Raw genomic sequence first — 15,813 nt, forward strand, 5'->3', positions numbered from 1 at the left:
CACTGATCGACCAATTCACCCGCCCAGGGCCGCAGGCCGCGCTTGAATACGAATCTTAGATACCAGTTAGGAGCCAGACTGATGCTGTCCGCGAAGTCCGCCGAGGTCATCGAGGCCACCCTGCCCGTCGTGGGCGCCGCCATCGGCGACATCACCCCGCGCTTCTACGACCGGCTGTTCGCCGCCCACCCGGAGCTGCTGCGCGACCTCTTCAACCGGGGCAACCAGGCCAACGGCACCCAGCGCCAGGCGCTGGCCGGCTCGATAGCCGCCTTCGCCTCCGCGCTGCTCGCCCACCCCGACCAGCGGCCGGACGCGATGCTCGCGCGGATCGCCCACAAGCACGTCTCGGTCGGCATCGCCGACGACCAGTACAAGATCGTCCAGGAACACCTGTTCGCCGCCATCGTCGAGGTGCTCGGCGAGGCCGTCACCCCCGAGGTCGCCGCCGCCTGGGACGAGGTCTACTGGCTGATGGCCAACGCGCTGATCGCCGTCGAGGGCCGGCTGCGCGCCGAGGCCGCCGCGGGCGGCGACCCGGCCGACCTGTGGCGCCCCTACACCGTGATCACCCGTCACCAGGAGACCGGGACCGTCACCAGCTACCTGGTCCGCCCGGCCGACGGCCGGCCCGTGCCCGCCGCGCGCCCCGGCCAGTACGTCTCCGTGCGCACCGAACTGCCCGACGGCGCCCGGCAGATCCGCCAGTACAGCCTCTCCGGCCGCGCCGACGGCGCCCTGCGCTTCACCGTCAAGCGCGAGACCGGCGGCGAGGTCTCCGGCCACCTGCACGACCACCTGCGGACCGGCGACACCGTCGAGCTCTCCGCCCCGATGGGCGACATCGTCCTGGCCGACGGCGACGGCCCCGTCCTGCTCGTCTCCGCCGGCATCGGCAACACCCCGATGACCGCGATGCTCGACCACCTCGCCGCCAACGGCTCCACCCGCCGGATCGTCTCCGTGCACGGCGACCGCGACCAGCTCAGCCACGCCTTCCGCGCCGACCTGGAGCGGCTGACCGCCGAGCTGCCCGACGCCACCGCCCACGTCTTCTACGAGCACCCGCTCGGCGACTGGCCGGCCGGGCGCACCGGGCTGGTGGACCTCGCCTCCGTCGAGGTCCCGGCCGGCACCACGGCCTACCTCTGCGGCCCGCTGCCCTTCCTGCGCGCCGTCCGCGAGCAGCTGCTGGCCGCGGGCGTCCCGGCCGCGGACATCCACTACGAGGTCTTCGGCCCCGACCTGTGGCTCGGCGCCTGAACCCCGGCGCCTGGGGCTGACTCCGGCCCCGGTAGGTCGAGTTCCCGGCACGGCACCGGCACCGGCACCGGCTCGCTCGTGGTCGTGACGGGCGGGCCGCTGCCGCGGCACGGCAGCGAGCTCGACCGGGCCTTGGGCTCGACCGGGCGGCGGATGCGCACGGGCCGCGCGCCCCGGGGCTCAGGCCTGCCTGAGCTCCAGGGTGCAGCACTTGGCCCCGCCACCGCCCTTCAGCAGCTCGGAGACGTCCACCGGGATCGGCTCGTAGCCGTGCTCGGCGAGCCGGCCGGCCAGGTTCTTGGCCGTCTCCGGCAGCAGCACCCGCCGGCCGTCGGAGACCGCGTTCAGCCCGAACACCTCGGCGTCGGCGCGGTCGGCGAGGATCGCGTCCGGGTAGAGCGAGCGCAGCAGGGCGCGGCTGTCGGCGTCGAAGGCCTCCGGGTAGTACATGACGTGGTCGTCGGCGAGGACGGCCAGCGCGGTGTCCAGGTGGTAGAAGCGCGGGTCGACCAGGTTCAGGCTGACCACCGGGACGCCGAACAGCTCGCCCGCCTCGGCGTGCGCGGCGCGCGAGCTGCGGAAGCCCGTCCCGGCGAGCACCCGGCGGCCCACCACCAGGTGGTCGCCCTCGCCCTCGTTGACGTGGCCGGCCCGGCGGACCTCGCGGTAGCCGCGTTCGCGGAACCAGGCCTGGTAGGCGTCCGACTCGGCGGCGCGCTCCGGGTAGCGGAAGGTCGCCACCAGTGCCCGGCCGTCCAGCACGGTCGCACCGTTGGCGGCGTAGACCATGTCGGGCAGGCCGGGCAGCGGGTCGATCAGCTCGACGGTGTGGCCGAGGCGGCGGTACGTCCGGTGGAGCCGCTCCCACTGGCGCAGCGCGAGCGCGGTGTCGGTGGGCTGGGACGGGTCCATCCACGGGTTGATGGCGTAGTCCACGGTGAAGTGCGTCGGCCGGCACATCAGGTAGTGCCGTGGCCGGGCGGTGCGCACCGGGGTTTGCGTGGGCATGGCTCAACCGTCCTTGGGATCGCGGGGAGTCCGGGTTCCGGCGTGCGGAACGCCGCTCTGTCGCAGAGGCGGCTGCCCCGGCGGCACCGTTCGCACACCCGCGCGGGCGCTCCCGGTGGACGCACGCCCCCGCGCACCCGGCGCGAGCCCCGGCGCACGGGCTCTCCGGCCGTGGCTACCGGTAACCGGCCGTCGGCTGGCGGCACTTGGCCCTCGACCACCCGCCCTTGGCAGTCGGCTCTTGGCCGCCGGCTACCAGCGGACCGCTGTGAAGTCCACCGGCGCCGACCGCAGGGTCCGGCAGCGTTCGGCGAGCGAGCGCAGCCGCCGCTCCGCCTCCTCGACGGGCATCCGGCGCCGGTCCCCGTGGCCGGGCAGCAGCCACTCGAAGCGGAGCGCGCCCAGGCTGCGCCCCAACGAGGCGGCCTGCTCCTCGATCGAGTACCAGGTGATGGCCTCGTGCACCTCCACGTCCCCGGTGGTCCGGGACCAGTAGAGGCTGTCCCCGCTGAAGCAGTACCGCTGGTCGGCGACGAACAGCACGCTGCCCCGGGTGTGGCCGGGAAAGGGGTGCGCGACCAGGCCGGGGGCGATCTCCACCGGCTCGGTGCCGCGCAGCACCCGGTCGGCGTCGGGGGCGGCGTCGAGGTCGCCCTCGTGGATCCAGAGCCGGGCGCCGAGCCGGTCGGCGTACTCCCGGCCGTGCCTGGCGTGGTCGCGGTGGGTGAGCAGGACGTCGGTGACCGGGCCGAGAGCGGCGTAGCGCGCGGCGAGGGGCTCGCTGTAGCGGGGCGTGTCGATCATCACCCAGCCGGTCGGGCGGCGGCAGAGGTAGGAGTTGGCGCCCGCGGTCAGCCGGGAGTTGTGGCCGAGCAGCAGCACGTCCTGGTCGAGCGCCAGCGGGAAGGGGTCGCCCGCCGGGTCGAGCGGGCCGGTGCCGGGGCGGATGGAGCGGGTCGGGCAGGCGTGCGCGGCGGCCCGCAGCTGTGCGCGCTCGGCCTCGTCACGCGGCTGGCGGACCAGTTCGGAGCGGCCGGCGTGCTCGCGGACCAGGTCGGGCGCGAGCTGACGGGCGACGTCGCAGTTGGTGCAGCGGTCGTCGATGGACCAGTTCTCGGGCACGGCGGAGCTCGGGTTCACGGCCATGGCTGTCTTCCCCCAGAAGGACGGCGGCCGGGGCGGCCGCTCCCTCCGAGCATCGGCCGGACGGGCCCGAAAGCGGAAGGGGGTACGGATCTTGTGCTTTCCCGGGCACGGCGCTCTGGGCCGCGCGGAGGGACCGAGGAGGGTACGTGGTCCATCTCACGTGCCACCAGGGTCACCTACGGTGGCGTAGGTCACTTGATTGGGTGAACTATCTCTTTCATGCCGCACCTCCAGGAGACCCTTGACCTCAGTTCGTACGTCGCCCTCGGGGACAGCTTCACCGAAGGCCTGAACGACCCCGGTGCCGACGGCCGGTTCGCCGGGTGGGCCGACCGCCTGGCCGGGCTGCTCGCCGACGGGCGTCCGCCGGGCGCGTTCCGCTACGCCAACCTCGCGGTGCGCGGCCGGCTGCTGGACCAGATCGCGGCCGAGCAGGTGCCGGAGGTCCAACGGCTCCAGCCCGACCTGGTCACCTTCTGCGCCGGCGGCAACGACATCCTCCGGCCGGGCGCCGACCCGGACGAGGTGGCCGAACGCTTCGAGGCCGCCGTCGTCCGACTCACCGAATCCGCCGGGACGGTGCTGATCTGCACCGGTTTCGACACCCGCGACGTGCCGCTGCTCAAGCACCTGCGCGGCAAGATCGCGACCTACAACGGCCACATGCGGGCCGTCGCCGACCGCAACGGCTGCAAGGTGGCCGACCTGTGGTCGCTGCGCGCGGTGCAGGACCGCCGGGCCTGGAGCGAGGACCGCCTCCACCTGTCCCCCGAGGGCCACCAGCGGGTCGCCCTGCTGGCCGCCCGCTCGCTGGGCCTGGCCACCGAGCAGGACCCGGAGGCGCCCTGGCCGGACACCCCCGTCCTCACCCCCGCCGACCAGCGGCGCGAGAACATCCAGTGGGCCCGCGAGTACCTGATCCCCTGGGTCGGACGGCGCCTGCGCGGCGAGTCCTCGGGCGACCACGTCGACCCCAAGCGGCCCGACCTGATGCCTCTCTGACGCTCCGTCAGACCATGCCGGGTGCTGCGGCGCGGACCCCCCGCAGCACCCGGTGCACCAGCGCGCCGAACACGGCGCCGACCAGGTACCAGAACAGGTCCGGCGGATTGAAGGTCGAGCCCAGGACGAGCCGGGCGAGCGTACTGCGGCGGCCCCACGCGTCCGGCAGTCCGGTGAGCTGGAACAGCTCCACGGCCCAGCTCAGTGCGGCGGCCGTCACGGCGGCGCGCGCCGGGCGCACCCGTGGCACGACCAGCACCACCAGGGCGTACACCAGGACGGTGTAGAGCGCGTCCCCCGCGTATTTGGCCACGTCCCCGCCCGCCACCGCCCGCACACCCAGCCCGGCCACCACCGTCACCACCGCCGCCGACGCTGCCACCAGGCGCGCACGCACCGTCCCCCGAAGATCATCCACGCCCCCACGCTACCCGCCCCCCAAGGGCACCCCGACCGGCCCCTCGGCGCCCCGCACGTGCACCCCTCGGCACCTCGCCACCGCCGACCGCGCGCGAACCACACCCGCCCCGCCGGAACCACCGCACCGCCCCGGACGCCCCCGCCGCACGACCACACCCGCGCGCCCTACCCACCCCCACGCCCCCTCAGCACCGCGCCACCGCCGCCCACGCGCGCCCCACCACCGAACCCGCACGAACCACACCCGCCCCGCCGGAACCACCGCACCGCCCCGGACGTCACTCCCCCCGATGAACCATCCGCGCAGGTCGCGGGCGGGTGAGGACCGGAAGGGACGGGCGGGGCGCGGTGGCGCGGATGACCGAGGCAGTGGACGGGGCGGAGCCGAAGGTGGCGGAGGCCCGGGGCGGGACGGCCGTCGTGCCGCAGCGGAGTGCGGGCGGGGCGGGCGGCCCGGCGGAGCGGGCCCGGCGCGGCTTCGCGGTGGCCGGGTTCGCGTCGGCGCAGGACGGGCGGAACCGGGAGCGGGGCAAGGAGTTGCGGCTGCGGGTACCCCGCGAGCGGCACGCGGAGTTCGCCGCCGCCCCCGGGCGGCCGACGGCCGTGGAGGCGCTGGAGGCCTCGAACGCGGGCCGGATAGCCGAGTTGGTGCCGATCCGGGTGGGGCGGATGGCCGCCACCCCGTTCGCGTTCCTGCGCGGCTCGGCCGGGCTGATGGCCGCCGACCTCGCGGGCACGCCGGTGACCGGGGTCGGCGCGCAGCTGTGCGGCGACGCGCACGCCGCGAACTTCGGCCTGTACGGCGACGCGCGCGGCCAACTCGTCCTGGACATCAACGACTTCGACGAGACCGTGCACGGCCCCTGGGAGTGGGACCTGAAGCGGCTCGCCGCGAGCCTGGTGCTCGCGGGCCGGGAGACCGGTGCGAGCGAGACCACCGCGCGGGAGGCCGCCGAGCACGTGGCCGGCTCGTACCGCCGGACCATGCGCACGCTCGCCAAGCTGCCCGCGCTGGACTCCTGGAACGCCGTCGCCGACGAGCAGTTGGTGTCCTTCGCCGAGGCGCACGACCTGGCGGACGTGCTGCGCAAGGTCGGCGCCAAGGCGCTCGGCAACACCAGTGCGAAGTTCGCGGCCCGCAGCACCGACCGTACGGCGGACGGCGGTTGGCGTTTCGCCGCCGCTCCGCCGGTGCTCACCGAGGTGTCCGACGCGACCGCCCGGGCGGTGGCGCACTCGCTGGGCGCGTACGTGGAGACGGTGCCGGCCGAGGTCCGCACGCTGCTGTCCCGCTACCGGGTGCAGGACGTGGCGTTCCGGGTGGTGGGGACGGGCAGCGTGGGCACCCGCTCGTACGTGGTGCTGCTCACCGACCACCGGGACCAGCCGCTGGTGCTGCAGGTGAAGGAGGCCCGCCCGTCCGTGCTGCTGCCGTACCTGCCGCAGGCCGAGCGGGCGGCGGGGACGGCGGAAACGGCGCGGGACGACCACGAGGGCCGCCGGGTCGTCCTCGGCCAGAAGCACATGCAGGTGGTCAGCGACACCCTGCTGGGCTGGACGACGGTCGACGGACTGCCGTACCAGGTGCGGCAGTTCCGCAACCGCAAGGGCAGCGTCGATCCGGCCGCGCTGCAGCCCTCGCAGCTGGACGACTACGCGCGGATCACCGGCGCCCTGCTGGCCCGGGCGCACGCGCACACCGCCGACCCGGGCCTGCTGGCCGGGTACTGCGGCAAGGGCGAGGCGCTGGACGAAGCGATCGGCGCCTTCGCCGTCGCCTACGCGGACCGCACCGAGGCCGACCACGCCGATCTGCTGACGGCCGTGCGCAGCGGGCGGCTGCCCGCCGAGCACGGCGTCTGACCGCCAGCGCGAGTCGGCACGCGCCGGCGGACGTCAGAGGGACAGGAACGGCGCCACCACGGCGACGTACTCCTCGGGCCGGGCACCGTGCACCAGGTGCCCGGCCTCGACGGTGACGAGCCGGCAGTCCGGGATCAGCCGGGCGAGTTCGGCGATCCGCTCCTGCGGGACGTAGCTGGCCGGGCCGCCGGCGACCGCCAGGGTGCGCGCGGTGATCGAGGCGAGCCCGTCCCGCCAGGCCGGGTCGGGGTCGTCCAGCTGCGCCTTGACGGCCCTGACCATCGCCCAGTCGAAATGCACGCCTTCGTCGGGGTCGTCCGGCACCGCGCTCGCCGGGCGCGGGTACAGCGCGGGGATCTCCTCCAGGACCAGGCGGTCGATCCGCTCGGGCGCGGCCTGGGCGAGGAGGTACGCGACGGCGCCGCCCAGGGAGTGGCCGACCAGGTCGACGCGGTCCAGCCCGAGCGCGTCGAGGAAGGCCAGCACGTCGTCCCGCATCGCCGGCAGGCCGTACGCCCCCGGGCGGCCGCTGTCGCCGTGGCCGCGCAGGTCGAGCGCGTACACCCGGTGGCCGGGGGCGAGCCCGGGCAGCACCACGTCCCAGTCGGAGGCGCGCTCGCCGAGGGCGTGCAGCAGCACCAGCGGCGGGCCGTCGGCGGGCCCGCTCACACGGTAGGCGAGCGTCACCTCGGGCAGGTCCACGGTCCGTACGTCGATCATGACGACCACCGTACGGGCCGGGGCCCGCTAGCGGGCCGCTGTTCGCCCTCGGCCGAGCGCGGCCGACTGCTCCCCCGGCCGGTCACCGTGCTGCTCCTCGGGCCGGTGCCCCGGCCGGTCCTCGGACCGCTCCTCGGACTGCTCCCGCGCGGTGGCGCGGCCCGCGAACACCGAGGCCAGGGCGGCGAGGCCGGCCACCGCTGCGCAGACCGTGCTCGCGGCGAGGTAGGCGGAGCGGTGCCCGCCGCCGCCGGCCGTCTCCCGCAGGTAGACCCCGGACAGCGCCGAGACCGCGACGGCCGCCGCGATCCGCTGCGCCATCTGCAGGATCGCCCCGCTCACCCCGGCCGCCTCGGCGGGGGCGTGGCGCAGCACGAAGGCCTGGTTGGTGGAGCCCATCAGGCCGATCGCGGCGCCGCCGAGGAGCTGCAGGAACGCGAGCAGCCAGGGCAGGGCGGCGGCGGATGCCGCGTGGGCGATCAGCCCGCCGGCGAGCATGGTGAGGGCGGACCCGGTCATGGCGACGGTGACGGTGCGTCGGCCGAAGCGCTGGACGACCCGCCAGGCGAGCGCCGAGGCGACGCCCATGGCCACCGCGGAGGGCAGCGCGACCAGCGCGGCGCCCATCGGGGACAGCCCGAGGCCGTCCTGGAGGAACATGGCGAGGACGAGCGAGGCGGCCAGCGAGGAGCCGAACTGGGCCATCGCAGTGGCCGTGCCGAGCGCGTACGGCGCGGAGCGGGTGAGCGCGGGGTGGATCAGCGGGTGACCGCCGGTGCGGGCGTACCTGCGCTGCCACCGGACGAGCGCGCCGAGCAGGAACAGGGCGGCGGCCGCGAAGGCCAGCCAGCCGGTCCAGCCGGGCGGCTGCACGAAGGGCAGCATCAGGACGAGGGTGAGCGCACCGACCAGGAGGAGGCCGAGCAGGTCGAGATCGGCGTGCCTTGTGCTGGGGCGGGGCTTGGGCAGGTGGCGGGCGGCGAGAACGACGGTGGCCAGGCCGAACGGGACGTTGAGCAGGAAGGTCAGCCGCCAGCCGTGCTCGGGGCCCGCCGCCGCGAGCACCGCGCCGCCGATCGGCGGGCCGAGGGCGAACGCGAGTCCGCCGGTCACGGCGTACATGCCGAGGGCGCGGGTCCGCAGCTGGCCGTCGAACACGTCCTGGAGGGTGCCGATCATCTGGGAGTTGACCAGGCCGGCGCCCGCACCCTGGACCAGCCGGGCGGCGATCAGCACCCTGGGGTCGGTGGCCGTCGCGGAGACCAGGCTGACCAGGGTGAACAGGGCGAGGCCGGAGACGAAGAACCACTTGCGGCCCTTGACGTCACCGAGCCGCCCGCCGGGGATCAGTGCGAGGCCGAAGGCCAGGGAGTACCCGGCGACGATCCACTGCAGGTCGGCGGGCCGGGCGTGCAGGGTCTCGCGCAGGGCGGGGATGGAGGTGTTGAGCACGGACTGGTCGAGCAGCGTGGTGAAGCCGCCCGCGACGCAGACCAGCAGGACGCGGCGCCCGGCCGCGTCGAAGCGTTCCTTCGCGACCGGGGCCGCTATCGGGCCGGCGGAGGCGCTCACGGCTCGACCACCACCAGCGCGTACCGGGCGTCGCCGGGGCCCAGGCTGCGGAACCGGCTGGTCCCGGCCACGTAGCGCAGGCAGTCGCCGGGGGCGAGCGACTGCGCCTCGCCGTCCGTGGTGAGCTCCAACCGGCCCTCGAACAGCCAGAGGTGGTGCTCCCGGCCGGGCACGCAAGCGCGGTCGTACGCGATGTCGGCGCCGGCGGGCAGCCGCCCCTCGATCACCTCCGCCCGCAGCGAGCCGTGCGGCGGCGAGACCGACCGGCGCACGAACCCGGTGGTCCCGTCCCGCCACACCTGCTGGTCCCCGGCCCGCACGAGTCGCGCCGGGCCGGCCTCCACCTCGGCGAGCAGCCGCGACATCGTCCGCCCGTACACCGCGCACAGCCGCCCGAGCAGCGCCGCGGTCGGGCTGACCTCGGCCCGCTCCACCCGCGACAGCGTCGACCGGCTGACGTCCGCCAGCCGCGCCAACTCCTCCAAGGTCCAGCCGCGTTCGAGCCTCAGCTCGGCGAGCCGCTGTGCCAGCCGTTCGTCGGCGGCCGTGTCGATTCCCATATTCGCGATGCTATCCCGAATATGAGATCCACTCTCCCGGATTCCCGTCTCCCGGATTCCCGGCGGCGCCGGGGAACCGCCCGGCGGCCCCGATGAACACGGTCGAGGCCGGACACGGTCGAGGCCGGACACGGCCGCCCCCGCCGGGGAACCGGCCTCCGGCTCGCGGGCCTCCTGGCCATCGGGGGTCGGCCTTTGACGAGGGGTCGGCCCAGGTGTGCTGCGGATCATATGATGTGCGGCGAATCGTGGCCGGTCAGCGGCCCGAAAGGCGAGGGGGACGATCGTGTTCGGCATCATCAGACCGTGCAGGCACCGGCTGTCCGAACGGCTGCAGACCTCCTGGATGGCCCACCTGTGCGGGCTCTGCCTCGCGCTGCGCGACGACCACGGCCAGCTCGCCCGGACCGCCACCAACTACGACGGCCTGATCATCTCCGTCCTGGTCGAGGCCCAGGCCGCCCGGGAGGACTCCTCCTGGCGCCGCACCGCCGGTCCCTGCCCGCTGCGCGGCATGCGGACCGCCTCCGTCGCCAAGGGCGAGGGCGCCCGGCTCGCCGCCGCCGTCTCGCTCGCCCTCGCCTCGGTGAAGATCCGCGACCACGTCGACGACCGCGACGGCGTGTTCGCCCGCCGTCCGGTCGCCGCCGGGGCCCGGGCGGTCACCCGGCGCTGGGACCGGCAGAGCGCCGGCACCGCCTCCACCGTCGGCTTCGACACCGCCGTCCTGCTCGACGCGGCCTCCCGGCAGGGCGAGCTGGAGCGCACGCTGCGCCCCGGCGGATCCGTCCTGCTGGTCACCGAACCCACCGAGACCGCCACCTCGGCCGCCTTCGCGCACACCGCCGTGATCGCCGGCCGCCCCGGCAACGCCGCCCCGCTCGCCGAGGCCGGGCGGCTGTTCGGCCGGCTCGCCCACCTCCTCGACGCCGCCGAGGACCAGAGCGCCGACGCCGCCTCCGGCGCCTGGAACCCGCTCACCGCCACCGGCACCGACCGCGCCGAGGCCGAACGGCTCTGCCGCGACGCCGTCCACGGCATCCGGCTCGCACTGGGCGAGGTCGAGCTGGCCGACCGGGCACTGGTCCACGTCCTGCTCGCGCACGAGACCGAGCGCGCCGTCGACCGGGTCTTCGGGGCCCGGCACGCGGCGAGCTGCCGCACCGGGCACGGCGCCGCGGGCGAGCACCCTCACCAGGCACCGCCCCACCAGGCCCCGCCCGGTCAGGACCCCGGGGCGCCCGTCCCGCCGTGGGTGCCGCAGGGCCCCGGCTTCACCCCGCCCGGCCAGAAGCCGCCGCGCCCCCGCAACCTGCTCGCCGGCTGCGCGGTGTGGGCCCTGATGGCCTGCACGTGCCAGCTGCTCTGCTGCGACCACAACGACCCGTTCAGCCGCGAGCCCCGCAAGGGCTTCTGCGAGCGGCACGACTGCTGCGACTGCCCGGACTGCTGTGACTGCTGCAACTGCTGCGACGGGTGCGGCGACTGCTGCAGCTGCTGCGACGGGTGCGACGGCTGCGACTGCGGATGCGACTGCTGAACCTCCGTCAGTCGGCGGCCACGGCGCCCACCGTCCCCTCCTGATCGACCGGAACCGGCCCGGGGTGCCCCCGCAGCACCCCGGGCCGCTCCACGTCCGGGTACTCCCGCGCCTCGCCGCGCCGCCACAGCGGAACCACCGCCACCGGGCGCCACTCGACGAGCTCAGGCATCGCGCCCCGCCGCCTCCCGGTCCGCCACCAGCGAGTGCTCCAGCTTCGCCAGCAACTGCCGGAACCGCTCGGCGTCCTGCTCCGTCATCCGCCCCTCGGGCACTGCCCCCGGCCGCTCGGCCGCTCTCTCGTCCATGTGTCCGACCCTAGGCGGTCGCGATCAATGGCCGATAAACGTTCCCTGGAGCCGGAATCGAGCGCCCACGACGGGCGACGGCGGGGGCGGGCGTGCTCAGCCCTCCGGGAAGAGACCCTCCAGGACGGCCGCGACGCCGTCCTCGTCGTTGCTGGCGATGACGTGGTCCACGCTGGCGAGGACCTCGGGGTGGGCGTTGGCGACGCCGTAGGAGGTGCCGGCCCAGGCCATCATCGGCAGGTCGTTGGGCATGTCGCCGAAGGCGATCGCCCGCTCCCGGGGGATTCCGTACCGCTGCGCCAGCTCGCCGAGCGCGGCGGCCTTGCTCACGCCCCGGGCGACGGCCTCGACCAGCCGCACCCCGTTGGAGTGCGTGACGGTGACCAGCTCGCCGATCGCCGGGCGCACCAGCTCCAGCAGGTCGTCGGCGGAGAGTTCCGGGTGGCGGCCGAGCAGCTTGGGGGCCGGGCGGGCGAACAGGACGGCGTCGTCCAGGCGTCGCACGGTGGTGTCGACGTCCCAGTCGCCCGCCTCGTAGTGGGCGTCGCCGGCCAGTTCCTGGGCGTACTCGACGGCCAGTCCGATGCCGGGGGCGACCTCGCGCAGCAGCCGGGCGGTCTCGCCGAGCACGTCGACCGGGATCGGGCGCTCGGCGACCACGGTGCGGGTGCGCATGTCGTAGGCGAAGGCGCCGTTGGAGCAGATCGCCACGCCCCGGTGCCCGAAGGCGGCGGCTATCTCTCCCATCAGGCGCGGGGGGCGGCCGGTGACCAGGACGACGTGTCCGCCGGCCCGTTCGACCCGGGCGAGGGCGGCGACGGTGCGGGCGGAGACGGTGCGGTCGCCGCGCACGATCGTCCCGTCGAGGTCGGTGGCCACCAGGCGCGGTGGTCGTAGCGGGGTGACGGTGGCCAGGGTGCCGGGTGTGGTCATGGGTCGGGGCTCCGTGCTGGTCGGGGTCGGTGGAGTCCTCCGGGTGCGGGGCGCGCCTCGCTCGGGCGCCCGTGCCGCGGTGTGCGCGGACGGAGGGGCGCGGGGCTCGCGTGCGGCGACCCGGCGCGGCGGTGCAGGGAGCTCGCGGTCCGGGCCCGGCGGTGGCCGGGGCCGACGGCCGCCAGACGGCAGGACCGTACCACCGGCACGACCGGTTCGGCGACGACCGACCGAGGGGCCGGTTCGGCCGTCCGCCGGCCCGGCGGGCCCTTTGGGCGGGCGTGCGTGCCCCCGGCCGTCGCCCGCCCCGGGAGGGAGACCGCCGAGGGCTAACCCGCCAGCGCGGCGTCCAGCAGCAGGCGGGCGGCCTCCTTGGCGTCGGCGGCGGCCGTCGGGTCGCCGTGGAGGGCGGCGGTGGTGATGGCGCCCTCGGCCAGCAGGGTCAGGTGGGCGGCGGTGGCGGGCGGGGCGCCCGCGGCCTCGGCCAGGCCCGCGAGGTAGCCGCCGAACTCCTCCTTGTGGTGCCGCGCGGCGGCCGCGACGACGGGCGTGGTGGCGCCCAGTTCACCGAAGGAGTTGACGAACGCGCAGCCGCGGAAGCCGGGTTCGGCGAACCAGAGGCCGAGCCAGTCGAAGACCGAGAGCAGTTGCTCCCGCGGCGTGCCGCCGGCCCGGGAGACGTGCACCGCGAGGCTCGCCCGCCAGCGGCCGTCGCGGCGCAGCAGGTAGGCCTCGACCAGGTCGTTCTTGGACGGGAAGTGCTGGTAGAGGCGGCGCATCGTCATGCCGGAGGCGGCCCGGACGGCGTCCATGCCGACCGCCTGGATGCCCTGCCCGTAGAACAGCTCCTCGGCCGCGTCGAGGATCCGGGTCCGCGGGTCTTCGTGCTCCATCTGCCGTGCCCTTTGCGCGAGAACGATAGTTCTCCTATCGTAGCCACTGAAGTGAGAACGATCGTTCTCACTGGTGGAATACCCGTTCTCGAGGAGTTCACCCATGGCCGCACAGCACGACGGACAGCGCCCGCCCCTGCCCCCGTTCACCGAGGAGACCGCCCGGCAGAAGGTCCGGGCCGCCGAGGACGCCTGGAACACCCGAGACCCGCGGCGCGTCGCGCTCGCCTACACACCCGACAGCCGCTGGCGCAACCGCTCCGAGTTCCTCACCGGCCGCGAGCGGATCGCCGAGTTCCTCGCCCGCAAGTGGGACCGCGAGCTGGAGTACCGGCTGATCAAGGAGCTCTGGGCGCACGACGGCGACCGCATCGCGGTCCGCTTCGCCTACGAGTGGCACGACGAGGCCGGCCGGTGGTTCCGCTCCTACGGCAACGAGAACTGGGAGTTCGCGCCGGACGGCCTGATGGCCCGTCGGCACGCCTCCATCAACGACGTGCCGATCACCGCCGAGGAGCGGCTCTTCCACTGGCCGCTCGGCCGCCGCCCCGACGACCACCCGGGCCTCACCCGGCTCGGCCTCTGACGGCCCGCGCCCCCGAAGGCACCGGACGTCCCGGAGGCCCCTGGAGCCGCCGCCCGCAGGGCCGCTGACGCCGTGCCGAGGAATCGGCCCGCACTGTTCCACGTCTGTGACACGGCACGAACCGGTCATAGACCTGGCGCTGGGACGCTTCCTTCTCGAAGGCGAACAGCACCTGAGGGGGACCCTGGAATGTCCGTGCGCAACAGATTCGGCACCGCCGCCGCGATCGCCCTGATGACCACCGTCGGCGCGGTCCTGCTCTCCGCCTGCGGCCCGGACACCAGCGGCTCCGGGGCCACCGCGGCCCCGACCGGCACCGCCCCCGGCGCGACGGCGGGGACGTCCGCGCCGGGCTCGACGCCGGGGACGTCCGCGCCCGGCGCGCCGTCCCAGCCCGGCACCCCGTCCCAGGCGGGCAGCCCCGCGCCGGGCGGCAAGGAGGTCAACGGCACCTCCGCCGCCAACCACCTCACCATCAGCACCGGCACCCAGACCGTCGCGATCAACGGCGCCACCGTCGACTTCGGCACCGCCGTACGCGACCTCGCGTGGTCCCCCGACGGCAAGAAGGCCGCGTTCGTCAACGGCAACGGCGACCTGGTGACGGCCAACCCGGACGGCACCGGGAAGGTCACCCTGGCCAAGAACCCCGGCGGGGAGACCTGGTCCCACCCCACCTGGCTGCACGCCACCCGGGAGCCCGGCGACACCTCGGGCACCGAGGGGCTCGAACGCTTCAACACGATCGTCTTCGCCGCTACCAAGGGCGGCGTGCTGAAGCTGGAGCGGGTGCCCGCCAAGACCCCCGGCGCCACCCCCGAGGAGCTCACCCCGCACAACTCCGAGGGCGGCAACGACAACCTGCCGCAGCCGCCGCAGACCGGCAACACCTGGGCCAACGCGGGCGGTCACCGCGGCGCGATCGCGTACGCCAACACCCCGGCGAACGAGGTGTACATCTACGACGACTACATCCGGCCCGCGGCCCGCGAGCTGGCCAAGGGCTCCCAGCCGGCGCTCTCCCCCGACGGCGAGCACCTCGTCTTCGTCCGCTCGGTGAACGGGCACGACCACCTGTTCACCCGCTCCACGGCCTGGGACCAGAAGACCGAGAAGGACCTCACCCCCTCGGCCACCACCGACTTCACCGAACCCGCCTGGTCCCCGGACGGCAGGACCGTCGCGGCCCGCACCCCGGACGGCATCAGCACCCTGCCCGCGGACGGCTCCGCCGCGCCGACCCAGGTCTCCACCATCAAGGGCCTGCCCGCCTACCGGCCGTAGGCCCCACCGGCGGAAAGCTCCACCGGTCCCGTCTACCGGCCCTGGCCGGGCTTCGCCAACTCGGCGCGCAGCTCGGCCAGGTGCTCGTCGGCCGACTCGTGCGGCAGGAACTCGACCAGGTCGAGGAAGCGGAACAGCACCCGGGTGTCGGTGACGGCGTACTCGTAGTCGCCGAACCCGACCACCGCGCCCAGCCCGCCGCGCGCCGCGCCGCGGACGGCGGCCGAGGTCAGCTCGTCGGCCGGGTCCTCGGCGGTGGCCCGCCGGCGGGCGTTCGGGCGGGCCAGGTAGGGGCAGACCATCGACGCGTAGAGCATGCAGGCGCGGTGCCCGGGGCCCTCCATGGTCGGGGCGAGGTTGCGGTACGACCGGCCGGCCGCGAGCGCCTCGGCGATCGCGGCGCTCTCGGCGGGCCCGACGACCCGCCACACCGGCCCGCGCGCCATGAACCCGCCGCACACCGAACACCGGCGCCGCAGCGCGCAGTCGGCGCTGCGCCCGTGGTCCGTCAGCGCGAACTGCGGCTCGCCCCCGTGCCACGGCGTGATCGCCGGCACGGGGTACCCCCGCCCGTCCCGGGGCCGCGCCCCCACACCGTCCGGCATCGGCACAAGTTCGAATCGCACGGCCCTATCGATACCAGGGCCGGACCCGCCCGGTCGACCCCGGCCCGGCCACCCGCCGGGGCCGCCCGTGCCGAACTCGCCCTCGACCC

Annotated in this window: 17 protein-coding genes; 6 read left to right on the plus strand and 11 right to left on the minus strand. The window is 75.2% G+C overall.

Annotation, left to right across the window (positions count from 1 at the left end; translation table 11 throughout):
* The first annotated feature begins 81 nt into the window (after positions 1-81).
* Positions 82-1,263 carry a globin domain-containing protein gene (locus tag ACYP53_RS32585; RefSeq protein WP_459650084.1) on the plus strand — a complete coding sequence of 394 codons (1,182 nt, stop codon included), beginning with the start codon at positions 82-84 and terminating at the stop codon, positions 1,261-1,263.
* A 180-nt stretch (positions 1,264-1,443) separates the two neighbouring features.
* On the opposite strand, the gene ddaH is transcribed toward ACYP53_RS32585, so the two are convergent.
* Positions 1,444-2,271: a dimethylargininase gene (ddaH, locus tag ACYP53_RS32590; RefSeq protein WP_459650085.1), complete on the minus strand. Its 828-nt coding sequence runs from the start codon at positions 2,269-2,271 to the stop codon at positions 1,444-1,446.
* Positions 2,272-2,523: 252 nt separating this feature from the next.
* Positions 2,524-3,417, minus strand: coding sequence for an MBL fold metallo-hydrolase (locus tag ACYP53_RS32595; protein ID WP_459650086.1), 894 nt, complete (start codon positions 3,415-3,417; stop codon positions 2,524-2,526).
* A 219-nt stretch (positions 3,418-3,636) separates the two neighbouring features.
* Between ACYP53_RS32595 and ACYP53_RS32600 the strand changes: the two genes are divergently transcribed.
* Positions 3,637-4,419 carry an SGNH/GDSL hydrolase family protein gene (locus ACYP53_RS32600; RefSeq protein ID WP_189919737.1) on the plus strand — a complete coding sequence of 261 codons (783 nt, stop codon included), beginning with the start codon at positions 3,637-3,639 and terminating at the stop codon, positions 4,417-4,419.
* Between the two features lie 7 nt (positions 4,420-4,426).
* On the opposite strand, the gene ACYP53_RS32605 is transcribed toward ACYP53_RS32600, so the two are convergent.
* Positions 4,427-4,837 carry a ribosomal maturation YjgA family protein gene (locus tag ACYP53_RS32605; RefSeq protein WP_229928847.1) on the minus strand — a complete coding sequence of 137 codons (411 nt, stop codon included), beginning with the start codon at positions 4,835-4,837 and terminating at the stop codon, positions 4,427-4,429.
* A gap of 359 nt (positions 4,838-5,196) precedes the next feature.
* Between ACYP53_RS32605 and ACYP53_RS32610 the strand changes: the two genes are divergently transcribed.
* A complete protein-coding gene (locus tag ACYP53_RS32610; protein WP_459650087.1) occupies positions 5,197-6,702 on the plus strand; it encodes a DUF2252 domain-containing protein in 1,506 nt (501 codons plus the stop codon).
* A gap of 33 nt (positions 6,703-6,735) precedes the next feature.
* On the opposite strand, the gene ACYP53_RS32615 is transcribed toward ACYP53_RS32610, so the two are convergent.
* From ACYP53_RS32615 to ACYP53_RS32625, 3 genes are read right to left on the minus strand one after another with little or no spacing between them, the layout of a single operon-like run.
* Positions 6,736-7,422, minus strand: a complete 687-nt coding sequence (locus tag ACYP53_RS32615) for an alpha/beta fold hydrolase (RefSeq protein WP_459650088.1) — start codon at positions 7,420-7,422, stop codon at positions 6,736-6,738.
* A gap of 27 nt (positions 7,423-7,449) precedes the next feature.
* The gene (locus ACYP53_RS32620) at positions 7,450-8,994 is read right to left on the minus strand and encodes an MFS transporter (RefSeq protein WP_459650089.1); all 1,545 of its coding nucleotides are present in this window, start codon (positions 8,992-8,994) and stop codon (positions 7,450-7,452) included.
* Positions 8,991-9,554 (minus strand): helix-turn-helix domain-containing protein, encoded by a 564-nt coding sequence (locus ACYP53_RS32625; protein ID WP_189919731.1) that lies wholly within the window; start codon positions 9,552-9,554, stop codon positions 8,991-8,993. Before ACYP53_RS32625 ends, ACYP53_RS32620 begins: the two co-directional genes overlap by 4 nt.
* A gap of 286 nt (positions 9,555-9,840) precedes the next feature.
* On the opposite strand from ACYP53_RS32625, the gene ACYP53_RS32630 reads away from it, so the two are divergent.
* A complete protein-coding gene (locus tag ACYP53_RS32630) occupies positions 9,841-11,094 on the plus strand; it encodes a DUF5685 family protein (protein WP_459650090.1) in 1,254 nt (417 codons plus the stop codon).
* Positions 11,095-11,101: 7 nt separating this feature from the next.
* On the opposite strand, the gene ACYP53_RS32635 is transcribed toward ACYP53_RS32630, so the two are convergent.
* The 4 genes from ACYP53_RS32635 to ACYP53_RS32650 all read right to left on the minus strand — a co-directional run bounded on the left by ACYP53_RS32635 (position 11,102) and on the right by ACYP53_RS32650 (position 13,228).
* Positions 11,102-11,266 (minus strand): hypothetical protein, encoded by a 165-nt coding sequence (locus ACYP53_RS32635; protein ID WP_189919727.1) that lies wholly within the window; start codon positions 11,264-11,266, stop codon positions 11,102-11,104.
* Entirely contained in the window at positions 11,259-11,402 is a 144-nt protein-coding gene (locus ACYP53_RS32640) for a hypothetical protein (protein ID WP_189919725.1), read from the minus strand. The genes ACYP53_RS32635 and ACYP53_RS32640 overlap by 8 nt, the downstream gene beginning before the upstream one ends.
* A gap of 96 nt (positions 11,403-11,498) precedes the next feature.
* On the minus strand, positions 11,499-12,335 hold the full coding sequence (locus ACYP53_RS32645) for an HAD family hydrolase (protein ID WP_459650091.1): 837 nt from the start codon (positions 12,333-12,335) through the stop codon (positions 11,499-11,501).
* A gap of 329 nt (positions 12,336-12,664) precedes the next feature.
* Positions 12,665-13,228, minus strand: coding sequence for a TetR/AcrR family transcriptional regulator (locus ACYP53_RS32650; RefSeq protein WP_189919720.1), 564 nt, complete (start codon positions 13,226-13,228; stop codon positions 12,665-12,667).
* 103 nt (positions 13,229-13,331) lie between these two features.
* On the opposite strand from ACYP53_RS32650, the gene ACYP53_RS32655 reads away from it, so the two are divergent.
* Together ACYP53_RS32655 and ACYP53_RS32660 are read left to right on the plus strand one after the other, a co-directional pair.
* Positions 13,332-13,814: a nuclear transport factor 2 family protein gene (locus ACYP53_RS32655; RefSeq protein ID WP_459650092.1), complete on the plus strand. Its 483-nt coding sequence runs from the start codon at positions 13,332-13,334 to the stop codon at positions 13,812-13,814.
* A 189-nt stretch (positions 13,815-14,003) separates the two neighbouring features.
* Complete coding sequence (locus tag ACYP53_RS32660) at positions 14,004-15,098, plus strand: hypothetical protein (RefSeq protein ID WP_459650093.1); 1,095 nt, start codon at positions 14,004-14,006, stop codon at positions 15,096-15,098.
* A 32-nt stretch (positions 15,099-15,130) separates the two neighbouring features.
* Here ACYP53_RS32660 and ACYP53_RS32665 read toward each other — a convergent pair whose 3' ends face one another.
* Complete coding sequence (locus ACYP53_RS32665) at positions 15,131-15,724, minus strand: hypothetical protein (RefSeq protein WP_459650094.1); 594 nt, start codon at positions 15,722-15,724, stop codon at positions 15,131-15,133.
* Positions 15,725-15,813: the final 89 nt, after the last annotated feature.

The organism is Kitasatospora sp. Ki12 (assembly GCF_054601375.1).